Raw genomic sequence first — 20931 nt, 5'->3', positions numbered from 1 at the left:
TCATGCCCGGCCAGTCTGCTGGCGCGCCAGCGCTCTGCGGCTGACCAGCGTCATGATCACGATCACGGCCACGCTGTAGGCGCCCATCGCCGCGATCTGTCCCGGGTAGGATATCCCCGCATCGATCAGCGCCCCGGTCAGGCCCGGCCCCATCGCCGTGGCAAAGACCATGAACGCGACGATCAGCGAGCGAATGCCGCCAAGGTGCTTCGAGCCGTAGAGTTCTGGCCAGAGCGCGCCGAACAGGGTTGATGAGAAGCCGTAGGAGATCCCCATCAGCGCCATGAATGCATAGGCGCCCCACGGCGCATCGGTCGATGCCAGCACGAAGCAGCTGAGCGACAGCGGCACCAGGAAGGACGGCAGCAGCCGGATCGCCGAAAACCGGTCGACCAGTTGTCCGGCGATCAGTGCGAACAGGATGGTCATTGACGACATGATCGCAAACGAGGCCGCGAACACGCTCGGCTCCCAGCCACGCAATTCAGACAGGTAGACCTGGTGAAAGAAGATGGTGGTGCCGATGAACGGCGGAGCGAGCACGCCCGACAGCGACGCCCAGAACAACGGATCGCGCACGACCTCCGCACGGGTCCAGTCGCGCACCGCCGGACGGCCCGGATCCAACACCACCGATTGCGGTGTGCGTTCGACCTTGAGCAGACCATAGATCACAGGCAGTGCAACGACAAGCAGCACGCCCGCGGCCAGCAGCCATGACCCGCGCCAGCCGACCAGCGCCGCAACGCCGACGAAGCTGATCGGAAACACGGCCTCGCCGAGATTGACGCCGATGGCGGTGAGCGAGATCGCCCGGCCGCGCTGAGCCGCGAACCAGCGTCCCATCGCGGTCATGGCGATGTGGGTGAACATGCCCTGCCCGAACAGCCTGAGCAGGTAGATCGCCAGCACCAGCAGAGCCAGCGATCTTGACCAGGCCATCAGGATGCAGGCAATCGCCAGCACCGGGGCCGCCAGGAGCACGGTCGAAGCGACAGAGATCCTGTCAACGATCTTGCCGATCTGCGGCAGCGTCGCTGCACTCGCCAGCGTCGCCAGCATGTAGATCGTGCCGAAGCCACCATGGCTCAGGCCATACTCCGCGCGGATATCCCCCGCCGACAGCGAGATGAAATAGGTCTGCCCGAACGAGGAAAAGAACGTCAGCAGGAACCCGCCGGCGACCCAGCGGGCATTGTCGCGCAGGAAGGTGAAAATCATCCCCGGTCCCGGAACCGGTTTGTGATCGGGTAGCGCCGGTCGCGGCCGAAATTCTTTCGGGTGATCTTGACGCCGGGCGCCGACTGGCGGCGCTTGTATTCGGCGATGTACAAGAGATGCTCGATCCGGTGGACCGTGGCGACATCATGGCCGCGCGCGACGATCTCCTCGACGCCCATCTCGTGCTCGACCAGGCATTCGAGAATGTCGTCAAGCACGGGATAAGGCGGCAGCGAATCCTGGTCGGTCTGGTCGGGCCTCAGTTCGGCTGAGGGCGCCTTGTCGATGATGTTGACCGGGATCACCTCGCCCGACGGTCCGAGCGCACCCGGCGGAACATGCGCATTGCGCCAGCGCGACAGCCCGTAGACCTGCATCTTGTAGAGGTCCTTGATCGGGTTGAAGCCGCCGTTCATGTCGCCGTAGAGCGTGGCGTAGCCGACGCTCATCTCGCTCTTGTTGCCGGTGGTCACCACCATCGAGCCGAACTTGTTGGAGATCGCCATCAGGATGACGCCGCGCGCCCGGCTCTGCAGGTTCTCCTCGGTCACCCCCTCGTCGGTGCCCTCGAACATGTCGCCCAGCGCCTCGAGAAAGCCCTGCACCGGCTGTTCGATCGCCACGGTGTCATAACGGCAGCCGAGCGCCCGGGCGCAGGCCTCGGCATCGGTAAACGAGCTCTCAGACGTGTAGCGGTAGGGCAGCATCACGGTCCGCACCCGTTCCTCGCCGAGAGCATCGACGGCGAGTGCTGCGCAGATCGCCGAATCGATGCCGCCCGAAAGCCCCAGCACCACATTGCGGAAGCCGTTCTTGTTGACATAGTCCCGCAAGCCCAGCATGCAGGCCCGGTAGTCGGCTTCCTCGCGCTCCGGGATCACCGAAACCGGCCCGTTGCTGCAGGTCCACTGCCCGTCCGGCTGGCGCTTGAAAGTGACGATGGAAACGGTTTCCTCGAACTGGCTCATCTGGAAGGCCAGGCTCTTGTCGGCATTCATGCCGAAGCTGGCGCCATCGAAGACCAGTTCGTCCTGGCCGCCGACCTGGTTGGCGTAGATCATCGGCAGACCGCTCTCGATCACCTGGCGCAGCACCACCTGATGCCGGATGTCGACCTTGCCGCGGTAGTAGGGCGAGCCATTCGGCACCAAGAGGATTTCCGCGCCGCTTTCACTCAGCGTCTCGCAGACGCCGAGATCGCCCCAGATATCCTCGCACACCGGAATGCCGATGCGCACGCCGCGGATCGCCACCGGCCCGGGCATCTCGCCGACGTGAAACACGCGTTTTTCATCGAATTCGCCGTAGTTGGGCAGATCCACCTTGTCGCGGCTGGCGATGATCCTGCCGCCGTCGAGCACCGCAGCCGAGTTGAACCGCCTGTCGCCCTCGGTGCGCGGATAGCCCATGATCACCGCCGGGCCGCCATCCGCGGTGTCCAGCGCAAGCGCTTCCACAGCCTTCAGGCAGGCCTTCAGGAACGCCGGCTTGAGCACCAGGTCCTCCGGCGGATAGCCGGCGATGAACAGCTCGGTGAACAGCACCAGGTCCGCGCCGTGGCGGGCCGCGTCGGCCCGGGCCTCGCGCGCCTTGGCAAGATTGCCGGCGATATCGCCGACAGTCGGGTTGAGCTGCGCGACGGCGATGCGGATGGTGCCGGACGGGGATGATGCTTCGGTCTGGGTCATGGATTTGGTGTTATCCCAACTCGCAGCGCTTGAAAATCATTCAATCCCGATTGCAGCGCCTTCGCCGCAGTTTTTTGCCCCACCCGCACGGGCTTGCTGAACACCCGGCAGGCAATGCGCCGGCCATGGGATCAAAGCGCCACGGGATCAAAGCGCCACATGGTCATGGCCAGCACGCCGAATTCCGCGCTGTCGTGAACCCGGCTGGCGCGGGCCCCCTCGCCTGCGGCCCCCAAGGCGACATAGAGCGGCAGCAGGTGCTCGTCGGTGGGATGATTCCTCACGGCGAACGGGGCTTCCCTGCGATAATCGATCAGCGCGTCGACATCGTTCTTCGCCAGCCGCTCATTCATCCAGCCGGTAAACTCCTGCACCCATCCGGGCACATCGGCCTCGCGTACGCCGGCGCGCAAGAGCTTGAACGCCTCGCCGAGATTGTGGGTGAACGAACCGGACCCGATCACCAGCACGCCCTCCGCGCCAAGCTCCGCCAGAGCCTGGCCGAGCCGGAAATGATGGTCCGGCCCCTTGTTGGGATCAACCGAAACCGACACCACCGGGATATCGGCATCGGGATAGGCCAGCTTCAGCGGCACCCAGACGCCGTGATCAAAGCCGCGACGGTCGACCGCCTGCGCCGGAAACCCTGCCGCTTGCAGATCATCCGTGATCCGCCGCGCCAGTTCAGGCTCGCCCGGCGCCGGGTATTGCATGGCGTAAAGTTCCGGCGCGAAGCCGCCGAAATCATGGATGGTTTCGGGATCCGGGTCAGCCGAGACGGCAACCCCGCCGGACACTTCGAAATGGGCGCTGGCGACGACGATGGCCCGCGGCCGCGGCAGATCGGCGGCCATCTGCCTGAGCCAGGCGGCGGCCTGCGTGTCGGCAATCGCCGTGTCGGGCGAGCCGTGGGAAATGAACAGGGCGGGAAATGCTGTTTTGCTCATGGTCTTTCTCCTTGCCACCAAGATAGGCCGTCTCAACTGTTCATAAAAGATGCCGTTTTGATCACTCATCGTTCGGCATATGAAGACAGCCTTTACCGTCTTCGCGCCATGTCACGGCGGAACGCCCGTATGGTGCAGCACCACCGGGATGAGAAAGTGCAAGTCCGGATGGCCGCGCGCAGGCTGTGCCGTTCGGAAGTGGATTTGGTGTGCATGCCGCCGCCGTGGCGGAGACATGCGGGGGGTGGCGCAGATTGCGCGCGGGCCAGAACTTCGCCGGATGGTGTCCGCATCCGACAGGCGGTCGCGTGCCGCCTATTCGCTGCCCGGACACGGGCAGCCTTGAGCGACGGGTGGCATCGTCCGGCACGGGCTGGGCCTCGCGTTGACGATCCGGGAACGCCAGAGCTTCTGACACTGCGCCAGACGTCCTTCCCGCATCCGCAAGACGGCCCGCCACAGGCCCGTTTCCACCCTCACCCTGACAGCCGGCCGGCGCTGGCCGGCACAAGGGGCAAAGGTTTCTCCGGTGGCTGGCTTGGCCGATCCTCCCGTTGGGCATCCCATAAGGTCACCCGTTCAGGCTGATCCTGCTGCCAGCGGAGCCCGCCGGTGCACCGCCTCCTCCTTCGTCCTGCCGCACGTTACGGCAGCCACCTGGAGGCCTTCCTCCCGCCTGGACCGCAACGTTCGCAATCCATCCGGTGACGGGAGCAAGGCCATGATCGCATGGGGTTTGACAGGTGTGGATGAAATGGGGTTGAGAGCGCGGCAGACACCCTCCCCCCCTAGGTGGGGGAGACTTCGAAGCGGTGGCTGTAGGCCAGAAATCGGAGAATCCGATTTCAGTGAACGAAGGCCTGAGCGCGACGCCACGCGAAGGCTGTATCAGCACCTTGGCTTCAGCCAAGTGCTCGAAATTTCAAGAGAGGGGGTCGGTTTCGGAGACGGGACCGCCCCCTCACCTGAAAAATCTACGACTTGGCGCTATCGCGCCAAGACCGTGATTTTTCTTCCTCTCCCACAGGGGGAGAGGAACAAGACCCTCACTCCGCCACCAGCAACCCGGCAGAGCCTTTCTCGTATTGCGGCAGGCCATCCGCGATCTCGTAGAAATCGCCCTTGTCGGCACAAAAGATGTGCTTGGTCATTTTGAGCCCCGACGGCTCGTCAAAGCTGCCCGCCAGCACCGAGATGAACGGATCGGACTGGTGCTTCCAGAACAATGCCGAGCCGCAGGTCGAACAGAAGCCGCGCCTGGCGAAATCCGACGCCTGGTACCAGGTGATCGCGTCCCCGCCCTCGATCTCGATATTCTCGTCGGCCACATTGGTAGCAGCGAAATAGAGCCCGGACTGACGCCGGCACTGCGAGCAATGGCAGGCGATGACATCGCGGAGCTGACCGCGGGTGCGAAAACGCACAGCCCCGCAATTGCACCGTCCGGTGCGGATTTGATCGTCTGACATGCGGGCCTCCGGGGACTGTGATTCAGGTCGGAGGCGATACAAGCACGCAGGCGCCCTGCCATTCTACTGACATTTGCGACATGCAAGGCCGCGACTTGAAGCCGAGGGCTCCAACACAGGGAAGGCCAACGGCGGGCCTTGGCCCGGCCGCTGTTCTGGGCGGCCGGGAACGCGACGCAAAGCGACCGTCTACTCCACCGGAGCAAGCGACACGTCGGCGGATGCGCCGGGGCTGACGGTGATGGTGCGGCGCGCGATCACGCGGCGGTCGCCCTTCATGCCCTCAATGACGTAGCGCAGGTCGTAGCTGCCGGGTTCAGCCGGCGCGGTCAGGCTGCCTTCCGTGAAGGGCGCACCCGGTTCACCGAGATAGAAATAGCCGATCTCGCCGCTGAATTCGGAGAAACCCGGCGTGACGATGTCGACCCAGTGGCGCGAATTCTGCGGCCCGCGCGCACGCACCGGGAACTCTGCTCCCGGCGCCACCTCTTCCGCTGCCTCGATCTCCGCCCTGCCCAAGATCACGTTGAGCGGCACCGACAGTCCGACCGCGCGTGCGCTCTCGCCCTGCACCACGTAGCGCAGCTGGTACTCGCCGGCCGTGATTGGCGCCATCAGCTCTGCCGGATTGCCGTCTCGGGCCCATGCATAGGAGGGTTCGTTCTCCGTTGCAGTCGAGCCCTTCTCCATGATGTCGATGTAATTCTCTTCGCCTTCCGGTCCGCGCCAGTTGACGCGGAAGCTCTCGCCCACCTGAACAGTGAGCGGCCCGTCGAGAACGAAATCGCCTTCAACCACCTTGATCGGGCGGCTTGCCACCACCGGTTCGGCAGCATCGGGCGCGATATAGCGGATGACATAGTCGCCGGGTTCGGGCGGCATGCGCAGCATGACCTTGTCACTGTCACCAAGCTCGACCCAGGAGGCCCACTCGAAGGCGGGCGCACCCAATGGAGCGACGTCGATATAGTCGCGTTCGCTGCGCGTCGCGGTCCAGGTGACCTTCACGGCCGAGGTGATTGCAGCGCTGTCGGCGGCATCGAGCGTGGCCTCCGGCTGAACCGGTTCCGGCGCTGGTGCGGCGGGCGTTGCCGCCGGAGCGGCGGTCTTGATCGCCTGATCGAGCGCCTTGCCCAGCCCCTCCCGGTCGGAAGCATCGAAGTAGGAACCGCCGGTGTTACGCGCCAGGCAAGACAGTTCGAGCCCTTCCTGACGCGTCAGGCCGAAACCGACGACATGGGCGGTGAACTCGACGCCGGACTGCTCGAGTTCCTTTCCGAGCGCGCAAGGATCAGCGTTGCAGGTCTCGATGCCATCGGTCACCAGAACCACGGTGGCAGGATTTTCTGTGAAGCGGAGCTCTTCGGCGGCGCGGCGCACGGCGTCGGACAGCGGCGTCCGCCCCTGGAAGCGCATGGTATTGACTGCCTGCGAAATAGCATCGGCCGTTCCCGCCGCCGGCGGAACCATGATCTCGATGTCGCTGCAGTCTCCTCGCGTGCGGTGGCCGTAGGCAACAAGCCCGATTTCCCGCTCCTGAGGAAGGCCCTTGAGCACCTCCGCAACAGTCTCCCGGGCGATCTCGAGCTTCGGGACGCCATTGATCTGGCCCCACATCGACCCGGAGCCATCCATGACGATGATGGTTCTGGCTCCTGCAGACGCATCTTGGGCAAAGGATGTTTCAGCCAATTGCGGAGCAACAAGGGAGAGAACAAATGCAAGACTAAACCTGCCGACAAACCTTCCAGACAATATACACCTCGAACCAATGAAACAAACAACAAGAGACCTGTTGTTTTTACCGGCCAATTTTGCAGTGTTCAAATCGTTTCTGGCATCGCGCAGGAACTGCACGACCCGAAACGCAAAACGCCGGGGACTTGCCCCGGCGTTCTTGCATTCATGTCAGTCGGTTGCGACCCGAACCTTAGCCGTTCACAACCTGCTTTTCCTCGTCCCGGCCGCCCTTCATGCGTTCGGCGACGAGGAAGGCGAGTTCGAGCGCCTGGTCGGCGTTCAGACGCGGGTCGCAATGGGTGTGGTAGCGGTCCTGCAGGTCTTCGCCCGACAGTGCACGGGCCCCGCCGGTGCATTCGGTGACGTTCTTGCCGGTCATCTCGATGTGGATACCGCCCGGATGGGTGCCCTCGGCGCGGTGGATCTGGAAGAACGAATCCACTTCCGACAGGATCCGCTCGAACGGACGGGTCTTGTAGTTGTTGAGCGTGATCGTGTTGCCGTGCATCGGATCGCATGACCACACAACCTTGCGGCCCTCGCGCTCAACGGCGCGGATGAGCTTGGGCAGGTGATCGGCCACCTTGTCGTGGCCGAAGCGCGCGATCAGGGTGAGCCGGCCGGCCTGGTTGGCAGGGTTGAGAATGTCGATCAGCGTCAGCAGTTCGTCCGGATCGAGCGACGGGCCGCATTTGAGGCCGATCGGGTTCTTGATGCCGCGGGCATATTCGACATGGGCGTGGTCGGTCTGGCGGGTACGGTCACCGATCCAGATCATGTGGCCCGACGTGGCGTAATGATCGCCCGAGGTGGAATCGATGCGGGTCATGGCTTCCTCGTAGCCAAGCAGCAACGCTTCGTGGCTGGTGAAGAAATCGGTCTCGCGCAGGCTCGGGTGATTTTCACCGGAGATGCCGATGGCCTTCATGAAGTCCATGGTCTCGGAGATCCGGTCGGCGAGCTTGCGGTAGCGCTCGGCCTGCGGGCTGTCCTTGACGAAGCCGAGCATCCACTGGTGCACATTGTCGAGATTGGCGTAGCCGCCCTGGGCAAAGGCGCGCAGCAGGTTGAGCGTCGCCGCCGACTGCCGGTAGGCCATGATCTGGCGTTCCGGATTGGGGATGCGGTCGGCTTCATTGAACTCGATGCCATTGATGATGTCGCCGCGGTAGCTCGGCAGCTCGACGTCGCCCTGCTTCTCGATGTTGGACGAGCGCGGCTTGGCGAACTGGCCGGCAATGCGGCCGATTTTCACAACCGGCTGCTGCGCGCCAAAAGTCAGCACCACGGCCATCTGCAGGAAGACGCGGAAGAAGTCGCGGATATTGTCGGCCTCGTGCTCGGCGAAGCTCTCGGCGCAATCACCGCCCTGGAGCAGAAAGCCCCTGCCTTCGGCGACATCGGCAAGCGCCGAGGTCAGCCGGCGGGCCTCACCCGCAAAAACCAGCGGCGGAAACTTGGCCAGCCGGGCCTCGGTCACCTTCAGTGCCTCTGCATCCGGATAATCCGGGACCTGCTGGATCGGTTTGTTGCGCCAGCTTGATGGGGTCCAGTTCTGTGCCATGTCGTTCACCGTGTTGGCCGGGCTCATGCCCGGCGGTTTAAACGGGCGATCCGCCCGCGGGTTGGCCGGGCGCATACCCGGCTGTTTTGCGGGCAACATGCCCGCGGATCCGTTGATTTCACCGGGCTTATAGCGATCAATTGGGCGGCTGCAAACCCGGCAATGCGAATCAGCGCTCCGGACCGCTCCCGCGGCGGCCGAGAGCCAGATCAAACAGCTCGGTTTCACTGGCCGTCAGGCTCACCGCGCGGGGATAGAGCGGGCGGTCGCGGTCCTCGTGGATCGGCAGGTGAAACGCCTCGGTCTCCGCCACGAAACGATGCACCCCCTCCTCCCCGAACTCGCGGAGAAACCCCTGCATCACCGCATCGAGATAGGACCTCAGGATCGGCGACGGGCCGCCGGCCTCGGGATGCTCCACCCTCGCCTCGTAGACATGCAGCCGCGTGCCGGAACCGAGCCTCAGCCCGGTCTCCCGTTCGGCGCGCTCTGCATCGAAGCTCAGCTCCGCAAACGTGATGTCACGCCGGTGATAGCGGAATTCGCGGGTGTCGATGACCGGCAGGTTGACGGCAAGATCAATGATCAGAACGCCGTCGATCGATGCCTTTTCGGCGCGATGCGCGGTCAGCAGCGAGGGCACCACATCTCCGGCAAGCGCGGTCTCGGCCATGGTGTCCGCCTCCATCAGCGGCCGCGGCCGCCAGGTCCGCCGCCAGCCATTGAGCCGCGCCGGGATGGCCGCCACGATGTCGGTCCGCAGCGTCACCCGATTGACCAGCGAGCCGTAGCCGAAATAACCGACGATTTCGCCCGGCCCGGCGGGTGCGGCGCGACGCTGCGGCGAAGGGTCGGTCCGCGGTTTGCCTCGCAACCCGGCCTGCAGCGGCTCTTCAATCTTGGACATCGTGATCGCGTCTTCCTACATAAAGGCAATAGCCATGAAGCACAGTCTACTCACAAACGGGCAAAGATCATGACCAACCCATCAGAGCGCATCGCCAGCCTCCGCGCCAGTTTCGACAGCGGCAAGACCTGCCCGGAAAAGTGGCGGCGGTCGCAACTCAAGCGCCTGCAGGCCATGATCGAGGAAAACGAGGAGGCCTTCAACGAGGCGCTGCATGCGGATCTCGGCAAGTCCGGCTTTGAAGCGCGCATGACCGAGACCGGCACCGTGCTGGCCGAGATCGGCCACATCCTGTCCCATCTCAAGGCCTGGATGCGGCCCGACAAGATCTCGACACCGCTGTCCAACCAGCCCGGACACAGCCAGGTGGTGCATGAACCGCTCGGCGTGGTGCTGATCATCGCGCCGTGGAACTATCCGGTCAACCTTGTGCTGACGCCGCTGATCGGGGCAATTGCCGCGGGCAACTGCGCCGCCATCAAGCCTTCGGAGGTCTCGGCCCGGACATCCGAACTGCTGGCGCGGCTGATCCCCGCCTATCTCGACCCGGACGCGTTCCAGGTCTTCGAAGGCGGCGCGGATGTATCGACCGCGCTGCTTGAACAGCGTTTCGACCACATCTTCTTCACCGGCAGCGAGGCGATCGGCAGGATCGTCATGACGGCGGCGGCCAAACATCTCACGCCGGTGACGCTGGAGCTGGGTGGCAAGAGCCCCTGCATCATTCATGAGGACTGCGACCTTGCGACCGCGGCAAGGCGCGTCGCCTGGGGCAAGTTCCTCAATGCCGGCCAGACCTGCATCGCGCCCGATTACATCCTGGTGCAGGAAGGCGTCGCGGATGCCTTTGTCGAACAGCTTGGCAAGGTGACCGCCGAGTTTTTCGGCGACGATCCCAAGTTGAGCCCGGATTACCCGCGGATCATCAACGAGCGGCATTTCGACCGGGTCAGCGGGCTGATCTCCGGTGGCGACATCGCCATGGGCGGCGAAACCGACCGCTCGGAGAAATACATCGCACCCACCGTTCTCACCGGCGTGCAACCCGAGTCAGCCGTCATGCGCGAGGAGATTTTCGGCCCGGTGCTGCCGGTGATGACCTACCGCGCAATCGACGATGCGATCCGGTTCATCACCTCCCGCCCCAAGCCGCTGGCGCTGTATCTGTTCGCCAAGTCCGGCGACATCCAGCGCGAGGTGATCGAGCGGACCAGTTCGGGCGGCGCCTGCATCAACGATGTGGTGATGCATCTCGCAGTCCCCGACCTGCCGTTCGGCGGCGTCGGCGCCAGCGGCATGGGCGCCTATCACGGCCGAGCCTCCTTCGACACGTTCAGCCACGCACGGGCAGTGCTGACCAAGAGCGAGCATTTCGACGTGCCGCTGCGCTACCCGCCCTTCTCCGAGCGCAAGCTCACCTGGCTCAAGCGGCTGCAGTAGAAGCACGGGGTCACCGAGCCTGCACCAGCAGCGTTCCCGGCAGGTCTTGACGCATATCAAGGTTACAAATTCAAATCTTGCTATGAATAGGTTCAGCCTAACGTTGAGCGGAGTGAAGACCATGACCGGACAGTCTGCCTATTCCAACACCACCGAAGCCGTCGGCATTTTCCATACCGCGGAAGATCTGCAGGCCGCGGTCGATGATCTGCTGAGCCAGGGCTTCAACCGGATGGACCTGAGCATTCTGGCATCGGAAAGGGCGATCGAAGACAAGCTGCACCAAGCCTATGTGCCGGCGCGCGAGCTCGAGGACCGGGTCGAGGTGCCGACCACCGCCTTCGTCTCAACCGAATCCGTCGGCGACGCCATGGGCGCCGTCATCGGCGTCCTGGTCTATGTGCCGGCGATGATCGGCGGGGCGGCGGTCGTCGCCTCCGGCGGCGCACTGGCTGCGGCCGCCACCGCGGCGCTGATTGCGGGCGGCATCGGCGGCTCCATCGGCACCGTGCTGGCGGGTCTTATCGGCGCGACCCAGGCGAGGGAAATGGAAACGCATCTTATGTCCGGCGGCCTGCTGCTCTGGGTCCGCACCCGCGATGAACAACACGAACAGCGGGCGCTCGCCATCCTAGCAGGCCACAAGGGCGAGGGCGTGCACCTGCACACCCTGCCCTCGCTGGTGGGCTCAGGCATGAGCAAGCCGGTCGAGGATGTCGTCAACCTGGACGCAGCCAAGGTTGAATGAACCGGACATGACAGACCTGACCCACCTCACCTGCCCCTCCTGCCAGGCCAAGAACCGGATCCCCGCGGCCAAGCTCGGCGCCCGGCCCAGCTGCGGCGTCTGCAAGGCGCAGCTCATGCCCGACACGCCGTTCGAGCTCGACGAGGCGCAGCTCAACAAGCACCTGAAGAACGACGAACTGCCGCTGCTGGTCGATTTCTGGGCGCCCTGGTGCGGGCCCTGCCGGATGATGGCACCACAGTTTGCCGACGCCGCCAAACAGATGTCGCCAAAAGTGCGATTCGCCAAACTCGACACCGAGCAGCACCAGGCCGTCGGCTCCCGCTTCCAGATCCGCGGCATCCCGCTGATCATCCTGTTTGACAAGGGCCGCGAAACAGCCCGCCAGCCCGGCGCCGTGGACGCGCGGTCGATTGTAAGCTGGGTCAGCCAGCACCTGAAGCGGTGACGGCCGTCAGGCACTTGGCTTGGGTGCTCGGTGAGAGAGGTTGGTTGATGAGCTTTGGTGGCGCTTTCGGCCCATTGCTGACGTTCGAACCGGGTGCAGCGAGTGGCGACTCCGAGCCCAAACTTCAAGATGCTGCGCAATGTGCCAATGGCAGCTCGTCATATTAAAGCCGACATTGTAGGGGCTATGGGCGGTCCGGAGCAGATATTCAGCATATTCTCCAAGTGCTACGACCGCATCCCGTATATCCGCCAATCGCGGCAAAAGCCTAGTTCAGGCGCCAGCCGAACAGACAAAGTCTGTTGTTCAACGTCACAAGACGAAGTTCCAATCTTTCTAGGCAAAGTTTGTTAATTGCGACGGTTGAGCGAGTTTCTGGCTGGCCAGTTAACCTGTGACAAGCTGAGTTTCGTTGCCGCTTTGTGGCCAATCAAGAAATGTGAAGTCAGCGAACGTGGCTCTCGAAAATCTCTGTCAAAGTTTCAGGTAGCGTTGCAGTCCAAACCGTTACTCCGTTATCTGCCTGAAATTCTCGTAGTTGTGCATCACGAAACCAAAGATCTATCTCGTCGATCCGCAAAACAACTGTTTCCAACACCGAATCACGCACGCCGTCCCAGAACACAGAAGCTACATCCGGCTGCATACCAGACATTCCGGAGGCACTTAGATAGAAATAGACTTGCGCACCTGCCAAATCACTCAGCGAGATAATCTCACCACTGCTATCCCAAAATTGGCTGTCGCTGGTATTAGATTGCAAGATGTTGAATTTTGAGCCTTCCAACTCGTAACTCAGATTTGGTAGGTCTTCTATTGTGAAGCCAATTTGCAGATCCGGTTGCCCTTCGCCGGACCAACGCATGGCCACCAAATCAGCGTCTGCCCTCGGCTCCTTATAAAATGCAGCTTCCAGGGAAAGACTCTCCAGCAACCAGCCTAATGAATTCGATTTACCCGACTGCGGGTACAACCCTCCAAATGCTGAGACTGAGATTGCCTCAATGCCATCATGCGAGGTTCGAGACGCGTAAACTGGACCGCCATACGCTGTCCCGGCTTTAACAAAGGCCGAATACTCCGCCAGCAGTTCTTGTTCAAACTGGCCTATCAATTCGACATTATCGGGGAGCTCAATAAAAGCAGACGCCGAAATTGCGCTGAATTTTGTGAGACTCCTTTCCAAAGTCGACAATATCGACTGAGACTGCTCTCCTTGTGTGACCATACGCTCAAGTATTTTTCGCTGGTTTTCTACCTGCAGTTCTATGCGTTCAGTTGACTTTTTTGCGCTTTGTTGATCGATTAATTCTTGGATGAATTGAGTCGAAACAGCAGTGATGGAACTAACGACGACGCCAATAAGAGCAACTTTGCCCCACCTTGTCACTTCGCCGTCTTCGCCACGGAACTCCTTTACGGTGCCAATCGCACCGAACACGCCGGCTAAAACTGCACTGAAAATCTTCAAGACAAAGAGGGCAGTCTGCAGCATAAAAGTCACTTTCTGATTTCCAAGATATTATACGAGTTGGCAGAGTTTACGTAAATGGCTGACCCAAACTGTTGTTGAACCGTTTTACTGGGGTGCTTGCTACTTGCTCAAAATGCGGGCCTTGGCGGAGATTTGAGGCCAAGATTGCGCATTACAGTCCTTTTGCGGACCCCAGATGCAGGGCAGCATCGAATTAGAAGCTCGCTTCTTCTTTTGCAAATCCGCCCTTGGTACAGCATGCAGCGAAGGCCCGCTTCCCGCCCAAACCGGGCCCCAAAAGCGCTCCAACGGCTGCGCGGCAGGTTACCCGACGGGGCATCCGCTGATGATCGATTAACAGGTTCCAAGATGCGAGCGCCCTGGCTCTCAACCGCCAGGGCCATCATTCAGGCCCATGGCGCAGCACCTCAACGACATGAATCAATTTGCCTGAATCTGCTCACAAGCCGTTGAAACAGTGAAAGGAACCGCTGCAGCAAGGAGGGTCTCACCCGACCCGGCCACGCCACCGCGCGCTCCGGCGGACCGAAATCCTTGTCCGCACCGGCGGCCCGCAAGGCCGCCTCGAAGATCTCGCAGTTGCGGGCGATCTCCTCGCCGATCATCTTGGCGTCGCCGTTGACGATGTCGCGGGCGGCGGCGTAGTCGAGCCCGGCGTCAGAGCAGAAATCCGCAAGCTTGCAGGGCCGGAACCAGCCCTCGATCATGCCGGAATAGGCCACGTGGGCGGAGACCACCGGATCGAGGATCAGGTCGTAGTTTTCGCCGAGCCCGACCGACACCCCGAAGCGGCGTTTGAGTCCCTCCTCCGCGCCGAGATAGTTGCGCCGGTGGGTGAGCTGGATGTCGCCGCCGCCAACCGGGTGGCGTCCGGTCTCGTCGGCCATCCAGTAGGGCTCTCTCACCCATTTTAGCCGTCCCGCGTCAAAAGCCTTCTGCAGCCGCTCGGCCGAGGTCGCCCGATCCGGCGCAAAGGCCTCGAGCACCGGCTCCATCCGCCCGCCGGTCTCGCGAAAGATCTGCCCCAGTGCTGCGGCAAGAAAGGTCAGCGGATGATCGGCGGCGTACCATCCGGCCCAGACATCGAGCTTGACCGACAGCCCTGTCCGCTGCGCGGCCGTCATCCCGTTCGGGAACAGGCGCGGATCGGTTTCGGTCAAGTGGGTGAAGAAGGCGGCGCGGTTCATGGCGCGACGATGAACGGTTCCGAGCCGATGCTCAAGTGGGTTTCCCGGCATGAGCCGGCTCCATAAATGAGGTATGGCCAGGGCTTGTCCGAATGCCTCGCCCTCACCGCCGGGGGCGGCCACGAAGCCGGTCAGGGAACAGGGTCCAAATGACGCCACAGGTAATTGACGTGAACGTAAACGTTAGACAGAGTGACGGCAGCGCCACAGGAGGTCCAGCGCAATGCCATCATCAACCGGTCAGCCCGCCGCTGCGTTAGAGCAAGCCGCTACGACGGAACACTCCGCCAGCGTAGAAATCATCCGCTTCGAGGCGGACGACGGCCATCTGCTCGAGGGCACGCTGACAACAGGGACCGGCGACGGACCGCTGGCGCTGATTTCCGCCGCCACCGCGGTCAAGCGCGGTTTCTACCAGAAATTCGCCGAAAGCCTCGTCACCCGGCACGGGTTTCGCGCAGCCCTCACTTATGATTACCGCGGCACCGGCGGCTCTGTGAGCAGAAACGTCAACCCACGCCATATCTCGATGGCCGACTGGGGCATGAAGGATTTTCCCGCAGCACTCGCCCGGCTCGAAAGCGTGGCGCCAGGCCATCCGGTCGTCGGCGTCGGCCAGTCCTATGGCGGCCAGGCGCTGGGGCTTGGAAACGTCTCTGAACGTTTCGAGCGATACCTGATGGTGGCGACGATTTCGGGCTACTGGCGCAATCTGGGCGGCGGCCTGAAACTCTACGCGCTGATGAACTGTGTCGCCAACCCGGTTGCCAAGGTGCTGGGCCAGGTGCCGTCCGGAATGGGCCTCGGCTCCGGCCTGCCCGGCGGGGTGTTTGCCGACTGGACCAAGTGGTGCCGCAGGCCGGACTACTTCTTCTCCGAGCCGCGCTTTGACGCCAAATCACTCTTCGCCTCGGTGCGAACGCCGATCCTGGCCATAGGTGCTGCCGACGACCCCTGGGGGACACCGGCGGCGCGCCACGCCATCATGCGCCATTTCGTCAACGCGCCGGTCGAAATCAGATGGCTCGACCCCGAAACCGCAGGCGGTCCGATCGGCCATCTCGATTTCTTCCGCTCGCGCTTCAGCGAGACGCTCTGGCCGGAGCCGATCGCCTGGCTGAAGGGTGAGGAAACCGGCTGACGAAAGTCAGACCCGTTCGCCGTTCTTCACCCGGTAGCTCGGCTTGTACATGGTCACGAGTTCTTCCGACGCGGTCGGATGCACCGCCATGGTCCGGTCGAAATCATCCTTGGTGCAGCCGGCCTTGAGCACGATACCGAGAATCTGCGCCAGTTCGCCCGCATCATGGCCAAGAATATGGGCGCCGAGTACCTTGCGGTCCTCGGCATTGACCACGAGCTTCATCACGGTCTTTTCCTTGCGGCCCGACAGCGTCGCCTTCATCGGGCGGAATTCGGCCCGGTAGATTTCCAGTTCATCATACCTGCTGGATGCCTCGTCCTCCGACAGGCCGACCGTGCCGATTTCCGGCTGCGAGAACACCGCCGTGGCGATCAGGTCGTGGTCCGGCGAGGTCGGCCGGTCATGATAGAGCGTGTCGATCAGGCACATCGCCTCGTGGATGGCCACCGGGGTCAGCTCGACCCGGTTGGTCACGTCGCCGACGGCATAGATGCTTTCGACATTGGTGCGCGAATACTCATCAACGATGATCTCGCCCTTGTGGCCTGTTTCAACGCCCGCCGCCTTGAGCCCGAGGCCGTCGGTGTTGGGATCGCGGCCCAGCGCCAGCATCACCTGGTCTGCGACCAGCGCCTTGCCGTTGCTGGTGTGGGCGACAAGACGCCCATCCGGGCCCCGCTCGATCTTGGAGAAGACCTCGTGGCACAGGATGCGGATGCCCTTTTCCTCCATCGCCGAATGCAGGCCGCGGCGCATGTCCATGTCGAAGCGCGACAGGATTTCCTTGCCGCGGTAGATCAGCGTGGTGTCGACGCCGAGGCCGTGGAAGATGTTGGCGAACTCGACCGCGATGTAACCGCCGCCGGCGATCAGAATGGCCTTCGGCAACGCCTCGAGGTGAAACGCCTCGTTGGAGTGGATGCAAAGCTCGTGGCCAGGCAGCGACGCGTGCGGATTGGGCTTGCCGCCAACTGCGATGAGAATGTGACGGGCGGTCACCTCCTGCCCGGTTGCCTTGATCAGGACGGAATTGGGTCCGGTCAGCTCCGCCCGCGAGGCAATGATCTCCGCCCCGGCGTTTTCAAGCCCGTGACGGTAGAGCCCCTCCAGCCGGTCGATCTCGCGATCCTTGTTGGCAATCAGTGTCGGCCAGTCGAAACTGGTCTCTCCGACCCGGAAGCCATATCCGTGGGCGTCCTCGAAATGCTCGTTGAACTGCGAGGCGTAGACGAACAGCTTCTTGGGAACACAGCCGCGAATGACGCAGGTCCCGCCGAAACGGTACTCTTCGGCGATCGCCACGCGCTTGCCCAGGCCCGCCGCCAGACGTGCCGCGCGAACGCCGCCAGATCCGCCACCAATGACAAACAGGTCGAAATCGAACTCGCTCATGTGCGGATATCCTTATTGGGGTGTTGTCAAAAGGCTCATCGCCTTTGCGGGACGATGCGGGATCTCTGATGTCCCGGCAGCAGCCGCCTTTTTAGCCAAGACCGGCCAAAATAAAAGCCCGGGCTCTCGCCCGGGCTGTGAAATCGATACGCCAACACGGCAATGTGATCGCGCGCGCCGCTGCTGGCGGCCGCACGATATCGCCGATTACTGGTTGTCGTTGGAGAGCTTCGGGCGCTCGCCGACCTTCTCTTCCAATGCCGCGCCGACATTGTTTGCAAGGTCGCGGGCAACGCCGGAGGCCCAGATATCGGCCGATTTGACCAGTTCGCGCGTCACCAGCGGACCGGTCTCGATCAGCTTCTTGCCTGCTGGAGAATTGTAAAAGTCGGCGATTGCGGTCAGTTCGTCCTTGCTGAAAGACTTGGCGTAGATCTGCGCCGCTTCCCTTTCCAGATCACCCCGACGCGGCACGATTTTCAGCGCCTCCTCGTCGACGGTGGTGCTGATCACTTCCTGAAGGTCAGCATTGGTTCGAATCATGTTGACTTTCAGTTCCTCGGCAGCGCCGGGAATGATCGCGTCGAACTGGTTGGTGGATCCCAGGGCATCGATGGCGGCCCGGGCGGCGGCAATGTGATCGTCGCTCAGTTCCTGCGCAATGGCCGAATGGCCGGCCACGGCGAGACCGGAGATCACAATCATGCCCGCGCCGAAGCGCTTTAGACCGGTGAGGATAGTCATGTTCGGTTTCACTCCTGTTTAATCCTTCGCGAGCAGGGTGCGCGCGCCGCTTTGCGAAGCGATGATCGCGGCATCCGCCATTTTGAGAAACAATCCGTGTTCGACGACACCGGGAATGGCGACGAGCCCGTTTGCGAGCGCTTCTGCATCCGGAATGCGGCCAAAAGATGCATCAAGGATGAAATGGCCGCCATCGGTAAGATAGGGGCCGTCCTTGTCGGGGCGCTGCACGATATCGCCGGTCAGGCCCAGCCGCGACGCCAGCCGCTCGACCGCGAGCCGTGTCGCCGTCATGCCGAACGGAGCAACCTCGACCGGCAGCGGAAACTGGCCGAGTGTGTCGACCAGCTTTGTCTCGTCGGCGATCACGATCATCCGGGCCGAAGCAGAGGCGACGATCTTCTCGCGCAGCAGCGCACCGCCGCCCCCCTTGATCAGGCCGAGCGAACCATCCACCTCGTCGGCGCCATCAATGGTCAGGTCGAGTTCGGGCAGGTCATCAAGCGAATAGAGCGGCACTCCCAGCTCGACGCAGAGCCGCGCCGTGCGTTCGGATGTCGGCACGCCCTGAACATTGAAGCCTTCTGCGACCTTTTCCGCCAGAAGACGGACGAATTCATCCGCGGTCGAACCTGTCCCGATACCGAGCCGCATTCCGTCCTCGACATGTTCGAGGGCTGCCTGTGCTGCTGCGATCTTGAGTTGCCGGGCGTCCATGCCTGTCTGCCATTGTTGTTGATACCGGCCCGCCTGTTAGCATGGAAGCATGGCAAGGCAAAGCCCGTGATGGCGCTCCTCGACCCCGGCGCGGTGGCCAGCGCCGTATTCGGCGGAATCGGGCGGCCTTTTCAGCAAGGCCCGCTTGGTTTTCCACTGAAAACGTCAGATCGGCAGGCCAAACCGCCGATTGCGGAGGTAACGCCTGCCTGATAAGCCAGCACCGCGTTGCCAGTCCGGCGCCGCCTGTCCCCTTGCCCCGGAGCATTCATGACTTCTTCCCTGGTTATTTTCGACCTCGATGGCACCTTGATCCACACCGCTCCGGACCTGATGGCGAGCCTCAATCACGTGCTCGCGCTGGACGGTCTTGCCCCGGTGACCTTCGAGGACATGACATGGCTGGTCGGTCAGGGCGCGAAAGTGATGATCGAACGCGCCTGGTCGCATCACGGCTACGCCTTCGCACCCGAGAAGCTCGAGACCGCCTTCGATGCCTTCCTGGTCCACTATGCCGCGGAAATGCCGGGGCACTCGGAGCCCTATCCCGGCCTGCTCGCAGCACTCGACCGGCTGGAAGCCAGCGGCATGAAGCTCGCCGTGTGCACCAACAAGACCGAGGCGCTGGCGCGGCGTCTGCTCGACAGTCTCGGCCTGACCGGGCGCTTTGCCGCCATCACCGGCGGCGACACCTTCGCGGTCAGAAAACCCCATGGCGAGCATGTTCTCGGCACCATCGAGATGGCCGGCGCCCTGCCCGGCAACGCGGTGATGATCGGCGACAGCATCAATGACATCCTCGCCGCACAGAACGCCGCGGTACCGGCGATCGCGGTTCCCTTCGGCTATTCAGACAAGCCGGTGTCGGACTTCAACCCGGACATCATCATCAACCATTTCGACGAACTCGACGCGGACATGGTCCGCTCCCTGATCGAGAGCCGGCGCACGGCCGGCTGAAAGGCGGCCTGCTCGGCTTTTGCCAAAAACCGCGACACCCGCGGATCTGCCGCTTGACGCCTGCCCCGCGCTACGCTTATACCGCCGATCAACCGTTCGCGCCGCACCTTGCGGGCCGGCGACGGGCGCGTAGCTCAGCGGGAGAGCACTGCCTTCACACGGCAGGGGTCACAGGTTCAATCCCTGTCGCGCCCACCATTTATTTTCTGTTACCTGGCAAGCCCGATCCCTTTGTGATCGGCCGTGTCGCCGTAATTGCCAACTGACCGAATGCCCACTCCAGATTTGATTGCCTCTAGAGTTTCAAGGCATCCGCCAACGAGAGCGGTGATCTGTTCACATCACTCAAATTCAGCCCCGAATGCAAGTCAACGATATGGCTGCGCATGATCTCTTCGGCGGCTGCCGGGTCACGGTGTTCGAAAGCCTTCATCAAGGCATGGTGGGAATGGCTCTCACAGGTCGTGTCAGCCCTGCGCCAGTAGAGTGCGATGATCAGCGACGACCGGGAAATCAGCGCGCGGATAAAGTCGGTAAAGACCTCATGCCCGGCGATTTCGGCGATCTTGAGATGGTACCCGCCTGAAAGCGACAACGCCCGGCCCTTGTCCCCTGACGCCGTCGCCGCATGTTCATCTTCGATATGGCTCGCCAGAATTTCAAGCATCTGATCGGTCATGCGCTTGGCGGCCATCGCCGCGACCCGGGGCTCGATCAGCCCGCGCGCCTCGAAAACCTCGTGCGCTTCCTTCGGTGTCGGGCTGGCGATGAACGCGCCGCGGTTCTTTTCGATGGAGACCAGTTGGGAGTGGGCCAGGGCCTGCAGCGCGGAGCGGACAATGGTGCGGCTGACCCCGAAGATCTCGCCGACTTCATCCTCGGACAATTTGGTGCCCGGTGCGATCTTGTGTTCAAAGATCGCACGCTGAAGGCCGGCGACCACCATATCCGACCGGCTTGCCGGGCCTGCCTGGCCGTGCGCCTCGCCTTGGACTGTGCGTAGAGCTTTGGTCACCGCTGAATGCCTGAAAGAGCTGAAGTTCTTGACCTGTGTTCATAGAATTTGCCGCCCGATTTGGCAATGCAATATTGTATACGATAATTAATCATATTGTATAAA

General features: G+C 62.5%; 18 protein-coding genes and 1 tRNA gene. 6 read left to right on the top strand and 13 right to left on the bottom strand.

Annotated features, from left to right (window positions below):
* The 7 genes from SPHINGO391_RS08410 to SPHINGO391_RS08380 all read right to left on the bottom strand — a co-directional run bounded on the left by SPHINGO391_RS08410 (position 1) and on the right by SPHINGO391_RS08380 (position 9536).
* Positions 1-1221, bottom strand: coding sequence for an MFS transporter (locus tag SPHINGO391_RS08410; protein ID WP_152008410.1), 1221 nt, complete (start codon positions 1219-1221; stop codon positions 1-3).
* Positions 1218-2909 carry an NAD+ synthase gene (locus SPHINGO391_RS08405; RefSeq protein WP_152008409.1) on the bottom strand — a complete coding sequence of 564 codons (1692 nt, stop codon included), beginning with the start codon at positions 2907-2909 and terminating at the stop codon, positions 1218-1220. Before SPHINGO391_RS08405 ends, SPHINGO391_RS08410 begins: the two co-directional genes overlap by 4 nt.
* A 131-nt stretch (positions 2910-3040) precedes the next feature.
* A complete protein-coding gene (locus SPHINGO391_RS08400; RefSeq protein ID WP_152008408.1) occupies positions 3041-3856 on the bottom strand; it encodes a class III extradiol ring-cleavage dioxygenase in 816 nt (271 codons plus the stop codon).
* Between the two features lie 1046 nt (positions 3857-4902).
* The gene (locus SPHINGO391_RS08395; protein ID WP_152008407.1) at positions 4903-5325 is read right to left on the bottom strand and encodes a GFA family protein; all 423 of its coding nucleotides are present in this window, start codon (positions 5323-5325) and stop codon (positions 4903-4905) included.
* A 189-nt stretch (positions 5326-5514) separates the two neighbouring features.
* Positions 5515-7017 (bottom strand): VWA domain-containing protein, encoded by a 1503-nt coding sequence (locus SPHINGO391_RS08390; protein WP_244615146.1) that lies wholly within the window; start codon positions 7015-7017, stop codon positions 5515-5517.
* A gap of 238 nt (positions 7018-7255) precedes the next feature.
* Positions 7256-8629 carry a 3-deoxy-7-phosphoheptulonate synthase class II gene (locus SPHINGO391_RS08385; protein ID WP_152008406.1) on the bottom strand — a complete coding sequence of 458 codons (1374 nt, stop codon included), beginning with the start codon at positions 8627-8629 and terminating at the stop codon, positions 7256-7258.
* 169 nt (positions 8630-8798) lie between these two features.
* Positions 8799-9536: a gamma-glutamylcyclotransferase gene (locus SPHINGO391_RS08380; protein ID WP_152008405.1), complete on the bottom strand. Its 738-nt coding sequence runs from the start codon at positions 9534-9536 to the stop codon at positions 8799-8801.
* A gap of 69 nt (positions 9537-9605) precedes the next feature.
* On the opposite strand from SPHINGO391_RS08380, the gene SPHINGO391_RS08375 reads away from it, so the two are divergent.
* The 3 genes from SPHINGO391_RS08375 to trxC all read left to right on the top strand — a co-directional run bounded on the left by SPHINGO391_RS08375 (position 9606) and on the right by trxC (position 12172).
* The gene (locus tag SPHINGO391_RS08375; RefSeq protein WP_152008404.1) at positions 9606-10976 is read left to right on the top strand and encodes an aldehyde dehydrogenase family protein; all 1371 of its coding nucleotides are present in this window, start codon (positions 9606-9608) and stop codon (positions 10974-10976) included.
* A 121-nt stretch (positions 10977-11097) separates the two neighbouring features.
* Positions 11098-11724, top strand: a complete 627-nt coding sequence (locus SPHINGO391_RS08370; RefSeq protein ID WP_193217233.1) for a hypothetical protein — start codon at positions 11098-11100, stop codon at positions 11722-11724.
* Between the two features lie 7 nt (positions 11725-11731).
* Positions 11732-12172, top strand: coding sequence for a thioredoxin TrxC (trxC, locus tag SPHINGO391_RS08365; protein ID WP_152008403.1), 441 nt, complete (start codon positions 11732-11734; stop codon positions 12170-12172).
* Between the two features lie 445 nt (positions 12173-12617).
* Here the strand turns inward: trxC and SPHINGO391_RS08360 are convergent, their stop codons facing one another.
* Together SPHINGO391_RS08360 and SPHINGO391_RS08355 are read right to left on the bottom strand one after the other, a co-directional pair.
* Positions 12618-13676 (bottom strand): hypothetical protein, encoded by a 1059-nt coding sequence (locus SPHINGO391_RS08360; RefSeq protein ID WP_152008402.1) that lies wholly within the window; start codon positions 13674-13676, stop codon positions 12618-12620.
* A 398-nt stretch (positions 13677-14074) separates the two neighbouring features.
* Positions 14075-14905, bottom strand: coding sequence for a hypothetical protein (locus tag SPHINGO391_RS08355; RefSeq protein ID WP_152008401.1), 831 nt, complete (start codon positions 14903-14905; stop codon positions 14075-14077).
* Between the two features lie 172 nt (positions 14906-15077).
* Between SPHINGO391_RS08355 and SPHINGO391_RS08350 the strand changes: the two genes are divergently transcribed.
* Positions 15078-15995, top strand: coding sequence for an alpha/beta fold hydrolase (locus tag SPHINGO391_RS08350; RefSeq protein ID WP_152008400.1), 918 nt, complete (start codon positions 15078-15080; stop codon positions 15993-15995).
* A gap of 6 nt (positions 15996-16001) precedes the next feature.
* On the opposite strand, the gene gor is transcribed toward SPHINGO391_RS08350, so the two are convergent.
* The 3 genes from gor to rpiA form a co-directional block, all read right to left on the bottom strand.
* Positions 16002-17390 carry a glutathione-disulfide reductase gene (gor, locus tag SPHINGO391_RS08345; RefSeq protein ID WP_152008399.1) on the bottom strand — a complete coding sequence of 463 codons (1389 nt, stop codon included), beginning with the start codon at positions 17388-17390 and terminating at the stop codon, positions 16002-16004.
* A 207-nt stretch (positions 17391-17597) separates the two neighbouring features.
* Positions 17598-18134, bottom strand: coding sequence for a DUF2059 domain-containing protein (locus SPHINGO391_RS08340; protein WP_152008398.1), 537 nt, complete (start codon positions 18132-18134; stop codon positions 17598-17600).
* An 18-nt stretch (positions 18135-18152) separates the two neighbouring features.
* Positions 18153-18851, bottom strand: coding sequence for a ribose-5-phosphate isomerase RpiA (rpiA, locus tag SPHINGO391_RS08335; protein ID WP_152008397.1), 699 nt, complete (start codon positions 18849-18851; stop codon positions 18153-18155).
* Positions 18852-19121: 270 nt separating this feature from the next.
* On the opposite strand from rpiA, the gene SPHINGO391_RS08330 reads away from it, so the two are divergent.
* Both SPHINGO391_RS08330 and SPHINGO391_RS08325 read left to right on the top strand, forming a co-directional pair.
* Positions 19122-19811: an HAD family hydrolase gene (locus SPHINGO391_RS08330; protein WP_152008396.1), complete on the top strand. Its 690-nt coding sequence runs from the start codon at positions 19122-19124 to the stop codon at positions 19809-19811.
* A 123-nt stretch (positions 19812-19934) separates the two neighbouring features.
* Positions 19935-20009 (top strand) — tRNA-Val (locus tag SPHINGO391_RS08325).
* A 97-nt stretch (positions 20010-20106) separates the two neighbouring features.
* On the opposite strand, the gene SPHINGO391_RS08320 is transcribed toward SPHINGO391_RS08325, so the two are convergent.
* Complete coding sequence (locus SPHINGO391_RS08320; protein WP_343200295.1) at positions 20107-20826, bottom strand: GntR family transcriptional regulator; 720 nt, start codon at positions 20824-20826, stop codon at positions 20107-20109.
* Positions 20827-20931: the final 105 nt, after the last annotated feature.

Source organism: Hoeflea sp. EC-HK425 (assembly GCF_902498795.1).
GTDB lineage: Bacteria > Pseudomonadota > Alphaproteobacteria > Rhizobiales > Rhizobiaceae > Hoeflea > Hoeflea alexandrii.
The sequence above is the reverse complement of the archived record's forward strand: the minus strand, read 5'-3'. Positions and strand labels throughout refer to the sequence as shown.

What these genes read in the sequence shown, in the direction of transcription:
- SPHINGO391_RS08340 (WP_152008398.1), bottom strand. Translation starts at nt 18,134, where the DNA reads ATGACTATCCTCACCGGTCTAAAGCGCTTCGGCGCGGGCATGATTGTG.
- SPHINGO391_RS08370 (WP_193217233.1), top strand. Translation starts at nt 11,098, where the DNA reads ATGACCGGACAGTCTGCCTATTCCAACACCACCGAAGCCGTCGGCATT.
- gor (WP_152008399.1), bottom strand. Translation starts at nt 17,390, where the DNA reads ATGAGCGAGTTCGATTTCGACCTGTTTGTCATTGGTGGCGGATCTGGC.
- SPHINGO391_RS08395 (WP_152008407.1), bottom strand. Translation starts at nt 5,325, where the DNA reads ATGTCAGACGATCAAATCCGCACCGGACGGTGCAATTGCGGGGCTGTG.
- rpiA (WP_152008397.1), bottom strand. Translation starts at nt 18,851, where the DNA reads ATGGACGCCCGGCAACTCAAGATCGCAGCAGCACAGGCAGCCCTCGAA.
- SPHINGO391_RS08405 (WP_152008409.1), bottom strand. Translation starts at nt 2,909, where the DNA reads ATGACCCAGACCGAAGCATCATCCCCGTCCGGCACCATCCGCATCGCC.
- SPHINGO391_RS08400 (WP_152008408.1), bottom strand. Translation starts at nt 3,856, where the DNA reads ATGAGCAAAACAGCATTTCCCGCCCTGTTCATTTCCCACGGCTCGCCC.
- SPHINGO391_RS08380 (WP_152008405.1), bottom strand. Translation starts at nt 9,536, where the DNA reads ATGTCCAAGATTGAAGAGCCGCTGCAGGCCGGGTTGCGAGGCAAACCG.
- SPHINGO391_RS08385 (WP_152008406.1), bottom strand. Translation starts at nt 8,629, where the DNA reads ATGGCACAGAACTGGACCCCATCAAGCTGGCGCAACAAACCGATCCAG.
- trxC (WP_152008403.1), top strand. Translation starts at nt 11,732, where the DNA reads ATGACAGACCTGACCCACCTCACCTGCCCCTCCTGCCAGGCCAAGAAC.
- SPHINGO391_RS08355 (WP_152008401.1), bottom strand. Translation starts at nt 14,905, where the DNA reads ATGCCGGGAAACCCACTTGAGCATCGGCTCGGAACCGTTCATCGTCGC.
- SPHINGO391_RS08330 (WP_152008396.1), top strand. Translation starts at nt 19,122, where the DNA reads ATGACTTCTTCCCTGGTTATTTTCGACCTCGATGGCACCTTGATCCAC.
- SPHINGO391_RS08350 (WP_152008400.1), top strand. Translation starts at nt 15,078, where the DNA reads ATGCCATCATCAACCGGTCAGCCCGCCGCTGCGTTAGAGCAAGCCGCT.
- SPHINGO391_RS08410 (WP_152008410.1), bottom strand. Translation starts at nt 1,221, where the DNA reads ATGATTTTCACCTTCCTGCGCGACAATGCCCGCTGGGTCGCCGGCGGG.
- SPHINGO391_RS08375 (WP_152008404.1), top strand. Translation starts at nt 9,606, where the DNA reads ATGACCAACCCATCAGAGCGCATCGCCAGCCTCCGCGCCAGTTTCGAC.